Genomic DNA, 17067 nt, shown 5'->3' with positions numbered 1-17067 from the left:
CCGCTGCGAAAGCAGGGGTGTTTTTGTTTTTATGCAACTTAGAATTCTTTTTCGCCAAATTCACTTCCGGGAAGCCTGAGCTGACGGGTCAGCCTGTTTAGGTTAAACGAGAGGTTGAGCATAATCACGTCAGTCTCATAAATGTAATTTGTTGTCGTGTAGAAATCAGGTGCCCAGGTCGTAATCCGTTGTTCGTTGCTAGGCAAGAGTCCCATCCCGATGTTCTGCCATTGCACAAGCGCAGTGAGGGCGCCGTCGAAAAACGTGTGTTTCAACGATAGATTGGGCGAAAGGAACCGGGAATCTTCCCCTTGCACCGTTGGCCGGGCAGATAAATAGTTTACATTGCCCTGGATACTGAACTGCTGAGTTAGCTGGAAGTTTGCATTTCCGTTGATGGCATATACCCACGCTTGGTTCTCCATTTCGTCTGCGTAATCGAGCACTACCCCACGCGTTGTACTCCGGTATGCGTTGGATCCAAGGTAAAGTTGGGCCCATTTTACCGGATTGTAATTGATGCCAAGCTCTACACCTGCCCGGACCGCCCTATCGGCGTTGGTGAAAACGCGATTCAGGATGGTATCGGCAAACACACTGTTGACGCGCTGGATAGGATTTTGGATATCCTGGAAATAAACGGTGGTAAAGACAGAGCCGCCCTTAAAATCCCGCACGATGCCCAGTTCAGCCAGGTATATAAATTCAGGCAGTAGGTTTGCATCGCCCTGCTCGAGCGTTTCAGAATGTTCCCGTTCGGGAATTGGGTTTAGCTCAAAATTACTGGTCCGTTGCACCCGGCGGCTTAGCCCACCTTTGACTTTCCAGCGGTCGTCAATCGTGTACAAGACGCTTGCTGAAGGGAAAAGGTTATGTAGGTTCAGCACATAGTCGTCGTCGCCCAGTGAGCGGACCCGCAAATCCCGGTTTGCATACTCATAGCGCAGACCGCCCATGTATGCCAGCTTACCACTGTTGCCCGAATATTGCGTATAGACGGAGTGAATCTGGTTGACCGCGACGACATCGCCACTGAATTCCGGTACGGCTGCGAAATCCAAGTCGCCCGCTTCCTTAACCTCGTAGATAAACCTGCCATCTTGCGCATCCCGTCGGTATTGATAGCCGGTTTCCCATACGCCATTCCAGACAGGGGTAGAAAAGTCGATTTTGCTACGGATCCCGTCAAGCGGATTCCGGTAGGTGCTTACCGTATTTTGGACGGTATCAGACAACTCAATATTGCGGTTCAGGGTTGATCCGTACAGATTGGCCCGTTCATAAAGCGTGGAGAAACTTAATGACGAACCGTCCCCAAAGCTGTGGGTATAATCAAAATTACCCAGCATGAAATTGCCCTGCTTACGTTGAAGGTTGGCATTGAAGTATTGCCTTTGGCCGATGGTTGCACCCGTTATTAGGTCTGTAGTGACGTTGTTGTAATTGATATCAGCCGTCCGATCTTGAAATTTATGGCCGGCGAAAAAGCCCAAGGAAAATTGGTTGCGTTTATCGGGCGTGTAGCTTACATTGAACCGGCCGCCGTAGTTGTATTTGTCAAAGCTGCGCTCTCCGTAGGACGGAAATGACGTCTTCCGATCGCCGATCACCGTGTATACATCACCGTCTCGGAGGCCCGCATTATCGTTGCGTAGGTAGTTAGCGCTTGCCGATATATCCCACTCGCGTTTCCGGTAATTGACTGTCACATCCGCACCGTAGCGCTGTTGGCTTTCCGGGTTCCCATAGTCTTCTATGGAAGGCAGGCCTCCCTGTAGGTTCGCCAAAAGTGCAAATCCGTCGTCAACCCCTTTTTTAGTGGTGATGTTAATGATGCCGCCCCTGCCATCGGGGTCATATTTGGCTGAAGGGGAGGTAATCAATTCGATGTGCTCTACCTGGTTTGCCGGTAGTTGACTCAGCATCGTGGCGGCATCCGTCTGTACGGGCTTGCCATTAATCAATACCAGAAACCCTTGCGCACCACGGAGTGTAATCTGGCCCTGTCCGTCCACCGAGACTGCGGGCATGTTACGGATTACATCGATGGCTGTGCCTCCTTTGGCAGCCTGGAATTGTTCGGCTTTATAAACCTGCTTATCTATCTTATTTATACTTTGCAACTGCTGTCCGGTTACCTCCACTTCATTGAGGAGCAGCGGGTTCGCTTCCAATCCAATCCGGCCCAGCTCGATGTGCTGGTTGCCGGTCACGGTTACCTGCGCAGATTCAGTCGGATTATAGCCCAGAAACTGCAGGCGAACGAAGTAACTGCCCTGTTTCAGCCGGTCAAACTTGAAGGTGCCTGTTGTATCGGAGAGTTGCCCGTCGACCAGCGCCGAGTCACCAGCTTGATGCAATGACACGCTGACAAACCCCAGCGGCGTCCCCGCCGTCTGGTCAAATGCGACTCCCGCAATAGATCCCGTTTGCGCAAATGCCGGTACCGTTGCCAGCGAAAATAAGAAGCCGGCTAATGCCACATCGAACGTCAGACGGGTGAGGGCTGCCCGGAGCACATTGCCGGTATTCAGCATCAATTTCATAGTGAATCGTATTTTTTCCGCCGCAAAGATAAGTGCCTTGTGCTCCGCGAATGCGGTCGATTTGAAAATAGCACGGTATAAAACGATACACTAAATGATTAGCCGGTACGGCGGAAAGCATGCGGTGTCATACCGGTATGCCGCTTAAAATATTTGATAAAATGCGAGTTATCCCCGAAGTCCAGCTGAGCAGCTATTTCGCCCAAGGTCATGTCCGTGTAAAGCAGCAGGCGTTTGGCTTCATTCACGATATGCCGAGCCAATACGGAAGTTGCAGAATCACCGACCGCCTTCCGGCAAGCGGTATTGAGGTTTTGTGGCGTTGTGTTCAACAGCTCGGCGTAATGCGCCACGCTGTTTTGTAACGTTTCGGTCTCGCCAAGAAGCGCCTCGAAACGCTGGAAGGTGTCAACGGCGTTTATGTGCCTCGGTCGTTCCGACGGGGCTTGTTGAAGTATTTTGGCCAGCAGTGCTTTCAGCAAGCCTTCCATGATTTCGCCGCCGAGGGAAACTGTCGGTCCGTACTGCCACTCAACAAGCAGCAAGTCGCAAAGTGAAACCAAGCTATCCGGCATGGTTATCGGTATACGCACATGCCCACTTAGCCTTAAAAGCAGGGCCTTCAAAGCCCTATCCAGGCTGTTGTCGACGTACGGTTGCTTAATAATCATGACGTAGCCTTCAGGCTCGCCCTCCAGCGCCCAGTGATGCACTTCTTCTTGGCGAACGATAAACAGCACCGGCGGTGTCACGTTGTAGGGTCTCCCGTCGATGGTGTGGATGCCGCCACCTTTCGTGAGAAATATGAATTCCATATAACTGTTGTGCCTATGCGGTGCAGTGCGGCGGATATCTTTCTTAAATCTCGCGATTTTGATATATTGATAACCTTCGATTTTGTTTTTTACTTCAAGCATGGCGAGTTGAAATTCTGTGTTGTGTATGTCGGTGCTTATATGCCGGCAACCATCCGATTTTTAGTCAGTTAGAAAGGCATGTAGAAAAGCAAACTCCATTGTCTCTTTTGCGAAACAACGTTTTTGCAGGTTTGTTAGTATCTTAATTGAAAGGTAAAAAAACCAAAGGAGAAACATTATGGCTATTGTAAAAGTAATTGAGGTTATCGCCTCTTCAGATTCCAGTTTCGACGACGCCATCCGTAGCGCGGTAAAGGAGGTGTCAGCGACCGTGAAAAATATTGACTCGGTATACGTTAAAGATTTCAAGGTACATGTAAAGGATGGTGAAATCACATCCTATGGTGCTATATGCAAAGTTTCGTTCCGGGTCGACCGAAGTGAAACGCATTAAGGGTTATCCCGTTTAGGAATTTTTATCTCCGCGCGCTGCTTGGGGGTCAGTTCCTTGAATTTAGCATACGTATCCATAATATACAGGCGTAGATCAGATTCGTCTGCCGCAGCTAAAAATTCGACGGTGGGCCGGTACTTGGTCATGTACAATTCCAGCTCCTCGCCTTTAAGGGGGGTGACAGCCATGACCGCCTCCGGGGTGAAGCGGGCATCGATTTTGCGACGTTCCTGCTCAGCGAGCAACAACCGGTAGCGTAGCCGGGCCTGCCGGCCTTCCTGCCCCAGCCAGCGAGATGGCGAGAGACGCAGTCCACCCCGGTGTTGGGACGTTTCGGCAACCTGCCCTTCTTTCCGGGCACGTTCGATTTCCGTTGCCAGGCGGCTGTCGGTCATCGCCTGTATCTGTACCTCGTCAATCTGGATTGCACTGCCATCGGGAGTCATATATACCCGCTTTATATCAAATTCAATGACCACAAGCGTATCTGTACGGTAGCCGGGGTACTCAAATTGCAATCGCTCATTTTTCTTGACGGGAATAGTGAACTTTCCATCCGCCGAGCTTTCTGCCAGTTTACCGGTGTTCAGGTTTTTGATTTCTACGTAGGGGAGGGGTTCTCCACTGTTTAGTTCCAGTACATAACCGGTGAGCACAGTGTCCTGTGCTGCTACGGTATGCGCGATGATCGCCATGAGTATGATATGCAGTGCCCTGATTAAGAGCCTGGCCATATGGAATCTGAGTCTTAATTTCGAGCACTGCATAGTGGGCAATTTGTCTATTATCTATTTCTATTTTATCTATTGTGCGTTAGGGGCTTCCCAACGGTTGTTATCCGGATTATGGTCAGGATACACTTTGTCCGGATCCAGTTGTACGGCGGTTACCTCTTCGGTGGTTGGGTATCTGAAGGTCCATGTCGCGTTGCGCTCCCATACTTCCACGGGCAATTTCACGCGGTGCGTAGTTCCGCTCTTCGTGGTGATATCCGCTACGATGGGCATGGGCAGTTTTTCGAGGTTATCAACGGTGATAAGCACGCCCTTGCTGGGGTCATTGTCATAATATACCACATTGCGTACCGCTTGGTCAAACCGCCAGTTGTACTGGAACCATCCACGCCAGAACCAGTTGAGGTTTTCGCCCGCCACGTTTTCGATGGTGCGGAAAAAATCATCCGGTGTGGGGTGCTTGTATGCCCAACGGTGAAGATAGGCTTTAAACGCACGGTCAAATCGCTCGGGGCCAAGGATCTCATTGCGGAGCAACCGCAGGCCATAGCCGGGCTTAAGGTAGGCCAACATGCCGATGTTGCGCTCCTGCATATTCTGCGGGGCGCTCATTACCGGCTCAAGATCGGGCCGAGTAAGCGCCTGTGCCAACCGATTGGCATCGCCCATGGGGCGGTAATATTCACCGTTGTTGAACGCTTCGGTAGACAAATCGTTGATAAACGTATTGAAGCCTTCATCCATCCACGCATGTAAGCGCTCGTTGCTACCCACAATCATCGGAAACCAGATATGGCCAAATTCATGATCAGTCACCCCCCAGAGCCCTGCGCCCTTGGATTTGAAGCTGCAAAAAACGATGCCCGGATATTCCATGCCGCCGATATCTGCCGCCACGTTTACGGCCACCGGATAGGGATATTCCATCAGTATTTTTGAGTAAAATTCGATGGACGCCTTGGTGTATTCCGTAGAACGCTCCCAGGCATTGCCACCGTTGCTTTCTACCGGATAGGCCGATAGCGCCAACGAGCTGTTGCCGCTGGGGAGATTGATTTTCGCGCCATCTACGATAAACGCAGGCGACGATGCCCACGCTACGTCATGCGACTTATCGAGCCTGAACTTCCAGGTCAGCTCCTTTTTGCCCTGCGGACGGGAAGCCGGTTGTGTCACTTCCTCTGCCGAGCGGATGATCACAGTTTTGTCGCTCTTTTTCGCCTGTTCCAGCCGCTTTACCTGTTCGGCGGTGTAAACTTCTGCAGCGTTGAGAAGCTCGCCACCCATAACGACGATGTGGTTGGCCGGAGCGGTGATATCCACTTCATAGTTGCCGTATTCGAGGTAGAATTCACCAGGGCCCGTATAAGGCTGCACATTCCAACCGAGGATGTCATCGTATACCGCTACCCTTGGAAACCACTGCGCGATAGCGAAAATTTTGCCGTTCTGTGTTTCCAATACGCCCGTGCGGTCTGCACCGTGCGTGGGTACCACATAAGAATAATCAATGCGGATGGTTGTTTTGCCGCCATTGGGTTGCAATGGTTCCGGTAGCAGTACCTGCATGCGCGTATCGGTGATGAGGTGCTCGGCATCATTGCCATTGCCGAATTTAACGGATTTGATGTCGTAACCGCCATCGAAATCCGATTGGGCATCGCCATACCGGCTTCTGGTCAGTGGGACAATGAGGTGTCCGCGGCCTTCCTGCGAAAACATATTTTGATCGAGCTGTAACCAGATAAATTCCAGTTCATCCGGACTATTGTTGGTATATTCCATGGTCACGGTCGCTGTGATTTCATGGGTGTTGTCATCCAGTTTGGCTGAAATTTTGTAATCAACGGCGTTCTGCCAGTATTTGGGTCCCGGCATTCCACTTGCTGAGCGGTACTCATTGCCATTGTTTTTGTAGAAAAAAGGATTAAAGGCCTCTTTGTAATCGTATTTGCTTTCCACGGCCTGCGAATGCACCGTTGACGGCAATACGGCCGCCAGCAATGCTGCGCCGATAATACTCGATATAACCGATTTATTCATATGTGTTGAGTTTGTTATGGACTATTTTAGTTTGGCGTTGTACTCCGTTTCGTCAAACCCCAAAATGATACCCTTCGGGCTTTCGATGACGGGCCGCTTGATGACACTGGTTTTGGTGCGCATGAGCTGATTGGCGGAGGCAGCATCAACGACGGCGCTTTGTTCCGCTGGCGAAAGCTGCCGCCATGTGGTTCCCCGTTTATTCACCAAGCGTTCCCAGCCGGTCTGTTCTTCCCAGGCATGGAGTTTCGCTTCTGAAACGCCTTCTTTCTTGAAATCATGGAAGGTATAGGGGATATTGTTTTCTTCCAGCCACGATAGGGCTTTTTTTACCGTATTGCAATTTTTAATTCCGTAAACGTGCATAATTGAACTATATGCTAGCAAACTTAAAATTTATATCCAAAATTCCCGAAAAAAAGCCAGTTTAATTTCCACCTTGCTGGCCACCGCCGGCCGAGTCGTCATTTTTGATGCCGCGCCGGTTTTTCCGTATCTCATCTTTCAACCGGCCGAAGCGGTAGGAGAGGCTCATGTTGAAAGAACGGTAGTAATTCTGCGAAAATGACGATTGCGTGAAGCTGGGCCCGGCCATGTCATTGATGTAGTTGCGGAATTTGTTAAATGGATTGGATATCGAACCCGAGAGGCTCAGTTTTTCCTTGATCAAATCCTTGGAAGCACTGATCCCATAGTACGGAAAGGCATTGCTTTGCCCTTGCAGCATGATGTAGGGCGTGCTGTAGCTAAAATTGCCATTGAGGCGCCATCCATCGTCAAGCATGTAGCTCAACCCTCCATAGATATATCCGCGCATGCCTGAGTTGCGCGTCTCCTCGCCGTCAACGATACCTTCCAGCCAAATGTAGCTCATATCGCCGCTTACATTTAAATTGAGCTTTTTGGTAATGGGGTAATTGATGCTGATGTTTGTGCCGAGTGATCGGTCTTTGCCGATATTCTCAAATGTGAATCGCGAGACGCCGGTTTCGGCGTTGTAGTTGATAAGCCGCTGAATGGTGTTGTTGGCGAAGGAGTAGTTCAGGCCAATGTTGATGCTGGCTTTACCGAAGCTGCTGTAGCGCAGGTTAAAGTTGTTATTCAGCACGGGCCTTAGGTCAGGGTTCCCCGAATACTCAAAGTTGGGGTTTGAGCGGTCGACAAACGGATTAAGGTTCCATATGCCCGGGCGCTGTACCCGCTGGGTATAGCCTAGGTTCAAGGTCTTGCCTTGCTTGAGTATGTGATTGATGGCTATTGAAGGGATGAAATTGAAATAATTCTGGTCGACATTGGAATGGCTCGAAATAAAATCCGCTTTGACGATAGTCTGCTCGGCACGCAGGCCGGCACTGAATCCCCATTTTTCCAGCTTGTACTGGTAGGAGTTGTACGCACTGAGGATGTATTGGTTGTTTTCATACGTATTTGTCTGCGTGGGGTCCTCAACGAACGAACCGGTCGCCTCATCAAAATTTGCCGAACGGAAGTCGCTGTTGTTCAATCGGAAAATACCTTTGACGCCGCCCTCGATATTCAGCTTGCTGACGGGATGCACGTAATCAAGCTGGACGGTATGTTCGTCTTGCGTGCCATCGTTTGTTTGGTTGTAATCCGGTACCTGGTAGTTGAACCTTTCCGTGATACGCATGCGGTTGTCTTGTGCATCTGTGTAGCTGCTAAACCGGTAGGAAAAGGTAAGTAGTTGGTCCTTATTTTGTTTAAAGCCCTTTTGATAGTTAAGTCCGCCATGATACCCTCCCCAACGGCTTTTTCCCCTGTTGTAGAGGTTGAATTCTTGAATGGGTGCGCCGTCAAAGGTACTGGTGTTGGAGAATTGGCTCAAATCGTTGCCGAACTGGCCCAGGTTTACGCCGATTTCTCCCGTGATGAGGTTTAGGCTGTCGATATCATAGCTGAGCTCGGTACCCAGGTAAGTAAAATTGCTGGTTCCTTCGTTGAAGCCGTTCTGAAGCAAAATATTGGGTTGGCCTATGTGGGTTGTCCGCTCATAGTTGCTTTGGGTCTGTGGGCGCTGCGATAGGCTACCTCCGAAGTAGGCCGATGCGCCGAATTTGCCCTGTTTGATGGTTACCGACCCGCCAACTCCCGGTCCACCTGCTGGCGCACGGTAATTGAGGTTGACCGATCCGCGGTAGCCGTTGTCGACGTTTTTGTTGGTGATGATGTTGATGATCCCTGCCAGCCCCTCGCTTTCATACCTCGCCGGAGGTGTGGTAATGACTTCAATTTTTTCTATGGACTCCGCGGGCATCGCCTTTAGCACCTCTTTTGGATTGCGGGCGATCATGTCGGACGGTTTGTTATTGATGAAAATCCGGTAGTTGCCATTACCTTGCAGCAAGACATTCTCGTCGCCATCCACCGAGAGCAGGGGTACCTTTCGCATCAGATCCAACGCGGTGAGTATTTTGCTTTCCGGGTCAGCCTGCACATCGTATGTCAGCCGGTCTATATCCTGCTTGACAATCGGGCGGGTCGCCGTGATGACCACCTCGTCGAGCGTCTCCGCTTCAGACGAGAGTTCGATTTTGCGCAAATCCAATTCTGGCATGTCGGCAGTCAGCTCAATCGGAAGTTCTCTCGATTTATAGCCCACGGCTACAAAAGCGGCTACATATTTCCCCGGCGCCAGGCCGGGTAGCTCAAATTTGCCTGAGGCATCGGTCAGGATGGTTTTGATTGCTGCACTATCCGTACGAATATTGACCGTCACGTATTCCAGGGCCTGATTACCGGCCGAATCCACAACTGTGCCGCGCAAAACGGCCGTTTTCTGCTGGGCCATCGATGTGAAGAAAGTAACAAGTAGGAGTAAGCCGATAACGGATAGCGATCTGTGTGCCATGGTAGCCATCTGATGAAGTATGAATGTTGTTTTAGTCTATATTTTAGCAAAGAAAGCAGTTTAAGTGATTATAAGTTGTTAATAAACGTTAAATGATGGTTAACAGATTGGCTTACCGCTACGATATAGCCGTTGGCCAATAGGCGTTTTGTTGCATCTATTTTTTTGTTTGGTGAGTGAAAGTTTGTATCATTGTGAGAGTAAAAACCAATTAATTCCCATTTATACCTCCATGGCGAAGGAAAAAGACCGTATCCGATTAAGGCAGCTAAAGGCAGGTGACGAGTCTGTGTTCTCCGAGATATACGACGCGCATTGGGAGTCGTTGTTTAAATACGTCATCCGGATTTTGCCGGATCAGGATGATGCGGCAGACATCGTCCAAGAGACGTTTGTGACATTTTGGGAACTTCGCAGGCAATTGGATGGCGTAAAGACGGTCAAAGCGTATTTATTTGTCATGGCGCGGAATCTTGCTTTCAGGCGATTCCGGGATTACGTAAAACGGACGGAGGTGGAGGATAAGCTCGTCCAGTTTTATGGAGATCCCGTGGTAAATTTAGAACAGTTGGTTGGAGCTAAGGAGTTAGCCAATCTCTTGGATGCCGAAATCGAAAAACTTCCGAAGCGCATGCGTGAAGTATTTGTGTTGAGCCGTAAAGAACACCTATCCTACAAAGAAATCGCAGAACGGCTCCATATTTCTGACCAGACCGTCAAAAAACAAATCAATAATTCATTGAAGTATTTACGTCTTAAGATTGACGAGGAATACATTCCATATTTAATGTTGCTCGTCATCATCGATAAACTGACGTGAGTACCATCTTTGTCAAATAATAGCGGATGGTCTGTATGTTTCGAGCTAAATCCCTATCTTCGTACCGATGGATAATTTTATCGTTTCGGCCCGTAAATACCGTCCAGCTACGTTTGACACCGTAGTTGGTCAACAGCATATAACGGTTACCCTCAAAAACGCCATAAAAAACAACCAACTCGCGCAGGCCTTTTTGTTCTGTGGTCCGCGGGGCGTTGGAAAGACCACCTGTGCACGCATTCTGGCGAAGACCATTAATTGCGGCCATTTGTCGGATGACACTGAAGCCTGCGGTGAATGCGACAGCTGCAAGTCGTTTCAAAACGGCAACTCCTTCAGCATACACGAACTGGATGCCGCGTCTAATAACTCGGTAGACGACATCCGGAATCTGATCGACCAGGTGCGGATTCCGCCTCAGACCGGTAAGTATAAGATATACATCATCGATGAGGTGCATATGTTGTCGCAGGCTGCATTCAATGCGTTCCTGAAGACACTCGAAGAGCCGCCTTCCTATGCCATTTTTATTTTAGCCACTACGGAGAAGCATAAGATTCTGCCCACTATCCTTTCGCGGTGCCAGATCTTTGATTTCAACCGCATCAAGGTAGCGGATATGGCCAATCACTTGGCTTCCATCGCTGCCAAAGAAGGGGTGTCGTATGACGCTGACGGATTGCATGTCATCGCACAGAAAGCCGATGGCGGTCTGCGGGATGCGCTATCCATGTTCGATCAGATCGTCAGTTTCTCTAACAAGCAGGTGACCTACCAAGCGGTTATTGACAACCTTAATATCCTCGATTATGATTACTATTTCCGGCTTACTGACGCGGTTATTGGGGAGGACTCTCCGGCTGCATTGCTTATACTCGATGAGATATTGTCCCGCGGCTTCGATGGCAGCCATTTTATCGGTGGGTTAGGGTCACATTTCCGGGATTTACTGGTGGCGAAAGAGCCGTCCACGCTGAAGCTGTTGGATACCAGTGATACTATCCGCCAACGATATTTGCAACAATCCCAGCAGGTGTCTTCGGGTTTGCTGCTTTCGGCATTGAATATCGCAAATCAATGCGAAATCAATTACCGCACCAGCAAAAACCAACGGCTCCAGGTGGAATTAGCGTTGCTGAAAATGTGCCATATCGCCTCGGCCATCCAGTTGGCAAAAAACGGAGCCGCGTCGGTAGCGGTTGAAAAAAAAAAGCCCAGTGAGTCTGTAACACCCACCAATGGCGCACCCACCAATGGTACGCCCGTCAATGGCATGGTGCAGGCTGCGACCGCTCCAGTGCAGGCCGTTCCCGCACCGGCTTCAGCCGTCGCAAGCACCGTCCACAGTGCACCGGTCGCCGATCCGCAGCCGCCGGTCACCGACCGCTCGTCGCCAGACTCCCAAAAAAAGCGGTCCTGGGGAGCGGTGAAGCTCAGTAATGTGATTCCCGATCTGAATACCATCTTTGACGACAAACAAGCGGCCGCGCAAACAGATGAGCCCGAGCTGCTGACAGGTGATGAGCGTGAGCCGTTCAGCCATGACGAGTTGCTGAAACACTGGCATGCCTTCGCTGATAAGCTGAAAGCCGAAAACAAAATTAACCTGTTTACACTGATGACGGCCAATCCCCCGCAGTTGTTGCCCGATTTTCAGGTAGGCGTAGTTGTGGAAAATCCCATCCAGCTGGATTTATTGAATGCTTCAAAAATCGATATCCTCAACGAGCTCCGTTTCAAGTTGCGAAATTTCGCCGTTGATTTGATACCCAAGCACGTTGTCAATGACTCCACGCGCAAGCCCTATACCGCGCAGGAAAAATACCAGGCCATGGCGGCCAAGAATCCGGCACTTGATACCTTACGGAAAGCCTTTAATCTGGGGTTGGAATAAATCGATTACCCTTATCCGCTGTATAGTGGTGTGATCGCGCCACTAAAGTCATGCGCGTTTAAGTTTCCGCTCACCCAATAGCCAGGCTGCTTTTCTCGGCGGCTCCAGCTTGATACTGGGCGAGCCTTCCGCATGTTTCCGGATATGGGCTACCACCTCGTCTACCGAATCGGTAAAGAGCAGGAGGTCCATGTCTTCGGGGCTGATGGTCTCTTCCTCCATCATGCGCTGTACATGGGCGATGATTTCCTTATGGAACCCAACGCCCATCACCACAATCGGAAACCGCTGGATTTTGCCGGTCTGGATGAGCGTTAGCGTTTCAAAAAATTCGTCCAGCGTGCCGAAGCCGCCGGGCAGGACCACGAAGGCGAAGGAGTATTTACGTAAAAGTTCTTTGCGGACAAAGAAATATTCCATGGTCACAAACCGGTCGAGGTAGGGATTGTGTTTTTGCTCATGTGGGAGCAGGATATTGCACCCTACAGAAAGTGCCCCCACATCTTTGGCGCCGCGGTTTGCCGCCTCCATGATGCCGGGGCCACCGCCGGTCATGATGGCAAAACCCAGTTTGCCGATTTCGGCCGACACCTTACGGGCCAGTTCATAATAGGGGTGGTCTTCTTTAAAACGGGCGGAGCCGAATACGGTGACGCATGGACCGATGAAATGCAGCCCTCTGAAGCCCTTGAGAAACTGCATGACCACCCCGCCAACATATTTAAATTCCTTCCAGCGGGCGCGTGCGCCCTCCATAAATTTCTTTTCTTCCCTAAAAAACGCATTGCTCATCGTGTCATGTGTTATAATGGTTTACCAATTCAGTAGCTTCTTGTATGATTCTTCTCTTTTTCCGCGGCCCGCAGTCCAATGTTTCCAGGTGTGTTTTATCCGCAAGCAAATCTTTTACCAAGATGCAACTACGTGACAGCAGCTGGTCTTTTTCGGTTTTGTTGATGGTCGTCAGGCACGTGACTGGGTATAAGCCGGCGTTATCCACCCGGCGTTTGATGCTTTTATCCTCCGGATAATCCCAAGCGAGGAGATTCAGCCCATAGTATTGCGCAAAACGGATGGAATCGCTTGTCATATACGCGTTGGTGACCAGCCAGCCTGCTGTAAACCGGAGTTGCCTGCCAAAGAAAGAAAATTCGCGGCTGTCGAAATCCTTTACCCGCGATAAGAAATACATCGGGGTCGTAACCGTAATTTTCGCGTCCTCCGTATTACGGAATTTACATTCCACCAATAGCAACTCATCATCTTTTTGCGCCACCACATCCACCTCGTGGGTTACGGCGTTGCCGACCAGCAATTGGCTGGTTAAGGTTTGGTAATGAGCGTGTTCGAAAAGGCGCGCTACCCATTGTTCAAAATAATAACCCGCCGGTCCCAGGTCTTTGAGTGCCCGTTTAAGGCTATAGCGGGCAGCGAAAGAATCGGCCTCTCTTTTTAATAAGCGGAAAGCAAGTTTGTAAAGCTCACCGGTGCTCATCCCGTCGTAAACCATCGTTTTCATCCTATCCCAGACCCCGTTTACGACATCTGGCGCTGCCCCAGATTTGGACAGCGAGCCTTTTAAACGATTGACGTCAAACGCAACCAATTCGCCTGAATATTTCTTGACACGCATAGCCGGAGATTTTCAACGGCGGCAATATGCATATTTTTTAGACGGATGCCAAATTTTGAAGGCGTGCAACGAGCGTTATGGGGTACGTTTTTCCGCTAAGCCAGGCCACGGATCGCGGGCTGTTGGGGCTGCCACCTTTCCAGCAAGGCAGGCAGTTGGCCGAAATCGCCGATTTCGGCATCCGATATCTCCAGCTCATCGATCCCCCACTCTTCCCAGCCCATGACATTGAGCCAAATGGTCTTGCAGCCAACAGCCTTTGAAGGCAAGATATCCCGGTTGTAAGAGTCGCCCACAGCTACACACTCTTCAGGTGAATACCCGAGCCGGCTGACCCCTTTTTCGTATATCTCAGTATTGAAATGCATCGCCGATGTACTGGATTCCACAACATCTGCAAAATATTGTTTAATGCCGAATTCGGTGAGCACGGCATTTAGGTTGCCGTAGAAATTGGAAACAAGGACGATGGGGAATGTGCTCGATAAACGCTCCAGGATACGTTTTGTGCCCCTTAGCGTGCGCAGCGCTAAGTTATTGCATTCTTTGGCGATAGTCTGTACATTGTTGTAATCCAATTGATAGCCCTGCGCGGTTAAGTAGTCGAATTGCTGGGTGATTTTATGTACCAGTACATCCAGGAAGATATGGCTCGGTTTGATGACATCCTCGGAAGCTAATACCTGTTCGGAGTAGGTATACGCCCTGTTGAACACGGACTTGTCCAAGCCGATGATGTGCTTTTGAAATTTATGCCACAGGATGGCTCCCCAATGCTGCCCATTTGTATCAATGGTGCCCTCATAATTTAATAGAATCCCTCTGGTTTGCATGTTGTGAAGTTATTTGATCCAACAATCGACTGTTTGACTTTTTGTTTTTATTAGTCAAAAGTATAAAATATTTTCATCGTTTAATTCAACTTTTTTAGGTAGACGATAATAATGACTAATAAATTACAATTTGAATTTGATATTTTTATAAAGTGCTGTTTTTTAACTTTTTTTGCGGTAATTGAGGATTGCCCATCCGTTGAGAACGACGGCAAACCCCAGCATAGCACCCAGGTGCGGGAATACGTCGGCCCAGCCGCTCCCTTTAAGTACGATCATACGCATGACTTCAACAAGGTAGCTGACCGGATTCAGGCGGGATACTGCCTTAGCCCACGGGGGCATGCTATCGATGGAGGTAAACAGTCCGCCCATCAGGATGAATATCATCATGAAGAAAAACATGATAAACATGGCTTGCTGCTGCGTATCGGTATAGGTGGATATCAGCAAACCGAAGCCCAGTACAGCCAGCAGGTAAATGCTTATGAAGCCGTACATTGCCGGTATGCTGCCTTGGGGGAAAATGCCGTAAATCACCCATGAAACCAATAAGCCCACGGTAAAAACCACATTGCCCAATACCCAGAAGGGAATGAGTTTGCCGAGAATGAAATGGTGTTTTTTAATGGGCGTCACATTGATTTGTTCGATGGTGCCGATTTCTTTTTCCTTGACAATATTTAGCGCAGAAAGGAATCCGCCCACCATGGTCAGCAAAATGGCCAGGATGCCCGGCACCATGAAAAACTGGTAGTTCAGCAAGGGATTAAAGCGGTTGGCCGGAATGACCTCGATGGTAGCCGCCGGCCGGAAGCGCGTAGGCGCTATCCATTCCATACGGATACCGTCGTTGTAATCGCGCAGGATGCTGGATAGGTAAGCACTTCCCAAACCGGCCTTTGTGCCGTTGATGGCGTTGACGGCGATGAACAATTGCTGGTGTCCGTTGCGGATCAGATCGCGCTCGAAACCGCGCGGTATTTCCAGCACGAGGTCGGCTTTATCCTGCTCAATAAGCCGGTAGGCCTCCTTGAAGGAAGCATGGTATCCCTGCAACCTGAAATAGCCCGAGGCGGTAATTTTCGCAACCAGTTGCTGCGCATAAGGCGAATGGTCGTGGTCCACCACCGAAAGGTTGATGTTTTTGACCTCGTAATCGGCCGCAAGCGGCAGGATGATAAGCTGCATCACAGGCATCACGATGATAAGCGCGAGAATGGCCCGATTCCTGAAAATCTGGCGAAACTCCTTTTGCAATAAAAATTTAACCGTTCTCATTCCAACCGTATCTTAAAACTCTTTAAGCTGATGACGAAGAAAAATAACGTGATACCGCACAGTATCAATGTCTCCCTCCAGATCCCTTCCAAGCCTACCCCTTTGATCATGATGGATTTCACGATGATGTAAAACCATTTGGCGGGGACGATGTTGGCGAAGATTTGCAAGGGCACGGGCATGTTTTCAATCGGAAACATGAAACCGCTGAACATCATGGTGGGCAGCAGCATACCCATCAGCGAAATAAGCATGGCTACCTGCTGTGATTTGGCCCTGATGGAGATGAAGATGCCCAATGTAAGACAAGTGATGATGAATAACGTACTTTCGGCAAAAAGCAACAGCCAGTTGCCCGCCACGGGGAGATCCAATACCCATACACTCATCGACAAGATGGACAGCACATTGACCAACGACAGCAACAAGTAGGGGACCGCTTTGGCGAGGATGACCCACATCGGCTTGAATGGCGAGACCAGCAAGACTTCCATGGTGCCCGTTTCCTTTTCACGTACGATGGAAATGGCAGTCATCATCACCGATACGAGCATCAGCACCAGCGCCATCACACCCGGTACAAAATTGGGTGCTCCTTTCAGCTGCGGGTTGTACAGCATCCGGACTTCGGGCGTGATCCGGTAAGGCAGCCCGTTGCCTTCATTCAGTTCCGTTTGGTAGTCCTGGATGATGGAGGAGACATAGCCGGTCAGCGTCGTTGCCCCGTTGGGGTCGGATGCATCCGCAATGACTTGTATTTGCGCGTGGTTTTGGTGGTTGAGGTCGCTCTGGAACCGGGCAGGGAATACAACGGCCAGTTTGATATGGCCTTCCTTGAATGCGGCTTCCATCCGATTTTTGTCCATCACGTTTTCCCGGACCTCAAAGTAGCTGCTTGCCGCAAGGCGGTTGATGATGTGCCTGGAGGCATCATCCCTGGCGTGGTCAATAACGACCACCTGGGCATTTTTGATCTCATTGGTGAGTGCAAAGCCAAAGATGAGGATCTGTGCGAGTGGCATACCGAAGAGTATAAGCAACGTTCTCCGGTCGCGTAGCACATGAAAAAATTCTTTTTTGACAAACGCGATAAACTGCCTCAT

At 49.9% G+C, this 17067-nt stretch carries 14 protein-coding genes; 3 read left to right on the top strand and 11 right to left on the bottom strand.

Features of this window, described 5'->3' with window-relative positions; translation table 11 throughout:
- Window positions 1-38: 38 nt before the first annotated feature.
- Together B5X72_RS07405 and B5X72_RS07400 are read right to left on the bottom strand one after the other, a co-directional pair.
- A complete protein-coding gene (locus B5X72_RS07405; RefSeq protein ID WP_079716198.1) occupies window positions 39-2546 on the bottom strand; it encodes a TonB-dependent receptor domain-containing protein in 2508 nt (835 codons plus the stop codon).
- A gap of 98 nt (window positions 2547-2644) precedes the next feature.
- Window positions 2645-3463: a helix-turn-helix domain-containing protein gene (locus B5X72_RS07400; RefSeq protein WP_079716197.1), complete on the bottom strand. Its 819-nt coding sequence runs from the start codon at window positions 3461-3463 to the stop codon at window positions 2645-2647.
- 178 nt (window positions 3464-3641) lie between these two features.
- Between B5X72_RS07400 and B5X72_RS07395 the strand changes: the two genes are divergently transcribed.
- Window positions 3642-3857 (top strand): dodecin family protein, encoded by a 216-nt coding sequence (locus B5X72_RS07395; protein WP_079716196.1) that lies wholly within the window; start codon window positions 3642-3644, stop codon window positions 3855-3857.
- Here the strand turns inward: B5X72_RS07395 and B5X72_RS07390 are convergent.
- From B5X72_RS07390 to B5X72_RS07375, 4 genes are all read right to left on the bottom strand, one after another.
- Window positions 3854-4591 (bottom strand): carboxypeptidase-like regulatory domain-containing protein, encoded by a 738-nt coding sequence (locus B5X72_RS07390; protein ID WP_079716195.1) that lies wholly within the window; start codon window positions 4589-4591, stop codon window positions 3854-3856. The genes B5X72_RS07395 and B5X72_RS07390 overlap by 4 nt on opposite strands.
- 69 nt (window positions 4592-4660) lie before the next feature.
- Entirely contained in the window at window positions 4661-6634 is a 1974-nt protein-coding gene (locus tag B5X72_RS07385; RefSeq protein ID WP_079716194.1) for a M1 family metallopeptidase, read from the bottom strand.
- A gap of 21 nt (window positions 6635-6655) precedes the next feature.
- The gene (locus B5X72_RS07380; protein WP_079716193.1) at window positions 6656-7000 is read right to left on the bottom strand and encodes an ArsC family reductase; all 345 of its coding nucleotides are present in this window, start codon (window positions 6998-7000) and stop codon (window positions 6656-6658) included.
- A gap of 61 nt (window positions 7001-7061) precedes the next feature.
- Window positions 7062-9503 (bottom strand): outer membrane beta-barrel protein, encoded by a 2442-nt coding sequence (locus tag B5X72_RS07375; RefSeq protein ID WP_176146124.1) that lies wholly within the window; start codon window positions 9501-9503, stop codon window positions 7062-7064.
- Between the two features lie 232 nt (window positions 9504-9735).
- Here B5X72_RS07375 and B5X72_RS07370 point away from each other — a divergent pair, with 232 nt between their 5' ends.
- Complete coding sequence (locus B5X72_RS07370) at window positions 9736-10323, top strand: RNA polymerase sigma factor (RefSeq protein WP_079716191.1); 588 nt, start codon at window positions 9736-9738, stop codon at window positions 10321-10323.
- A gap of 67 nt (window positions 10324-10390) precedes the next feature.
- On the top strand, window positions 10391-12217 hold the full coding sequence (locus tag B5X72_RS07365) for a DNA polymerase III subunit gamma/tau (RefSeq protein ID WP_079716190.1): 1827 nt from the start codon (window positions 10391-10393) through the stop codon (window positions 12215-12217).
- A gap of 48 nt (window positions 12218-12265) precedes the next feature.
- Here B5X72_RS07365 and B5X72_RS07360 read toward each other — a convergent pair whose 3' ends face one another.
- From B5X72_RS07360 to B5X72_RS07340, 5 genes are all read right to left on the bottom strand, one after another.
- Entirely contained in the window at window positions 12266-13009 is a 744-nt protein-coding gene (locus B5X72_RS07360) for an LOG family protein (protein WP_079716189.1), read from the bottom strand.
- 4 nt (window positions 13010-13013) lie between these two features.
- The gene (locus tag B5X72_RS07355) at window positions 13014-13850 is read right to left on the bottom strand and encodes a restriction endonuclease (RefSeq protein ID WP_079716188.1); all 837 of its coding nucleotides are present in this window, start codon (window positions 13848-13850) and stop codon (window positions 13014-13016) included.
- Between the two features lie 95 nt (window positions 13851-13945).
- A complete protein-coding gene (locus B5X72_RS07350; protein WP_079716187.1) occupies window positions 13946-14683 on the bottom strand; it encodes an HAD family hydrolase in 738 nt (245 codons plus the stop codon).
- 162 nt (window positions 14684-14845) lie between these two features.
- Window positions 14846-15964 (bottom strand): ABC transporter permease, encoded by a 1119-nt coding sequence (locus B5X72_RS07345; protein WP_079716186.1) that lies wholly within the window; start codon window positions 15962-15964, stop codon window positions 14846-14848.
- A complete protein-coding gene (locus B5X72_RS07340) occupies window positions 15961-17067 on the bottom strand; it encodes an ABC transporter permease (protein WP_079716185.1) in 1107 nt (368 codons plus the stop codon). The genes B5X72_RS07345 and B5X72_RS07340 overlap by 4 nt, the downstream gene beginning before the upstream one ends.

Origin of the sequence: Parapedobacter luteus (genome assembly GCF_900168055.1) — a bacterium.
GTDB classification, from domain to species: Bacteria; Bacteroidota; Bacteroidia; order Sphingobacteriales; family Sphingobacteriaceae; genus Parapedobacter; species Parapedobacter luteus.
Note: the sequence above shows the minus strand (reverse complement) of the source record. Positions and strands in the feature narration are given on the sequence as shown.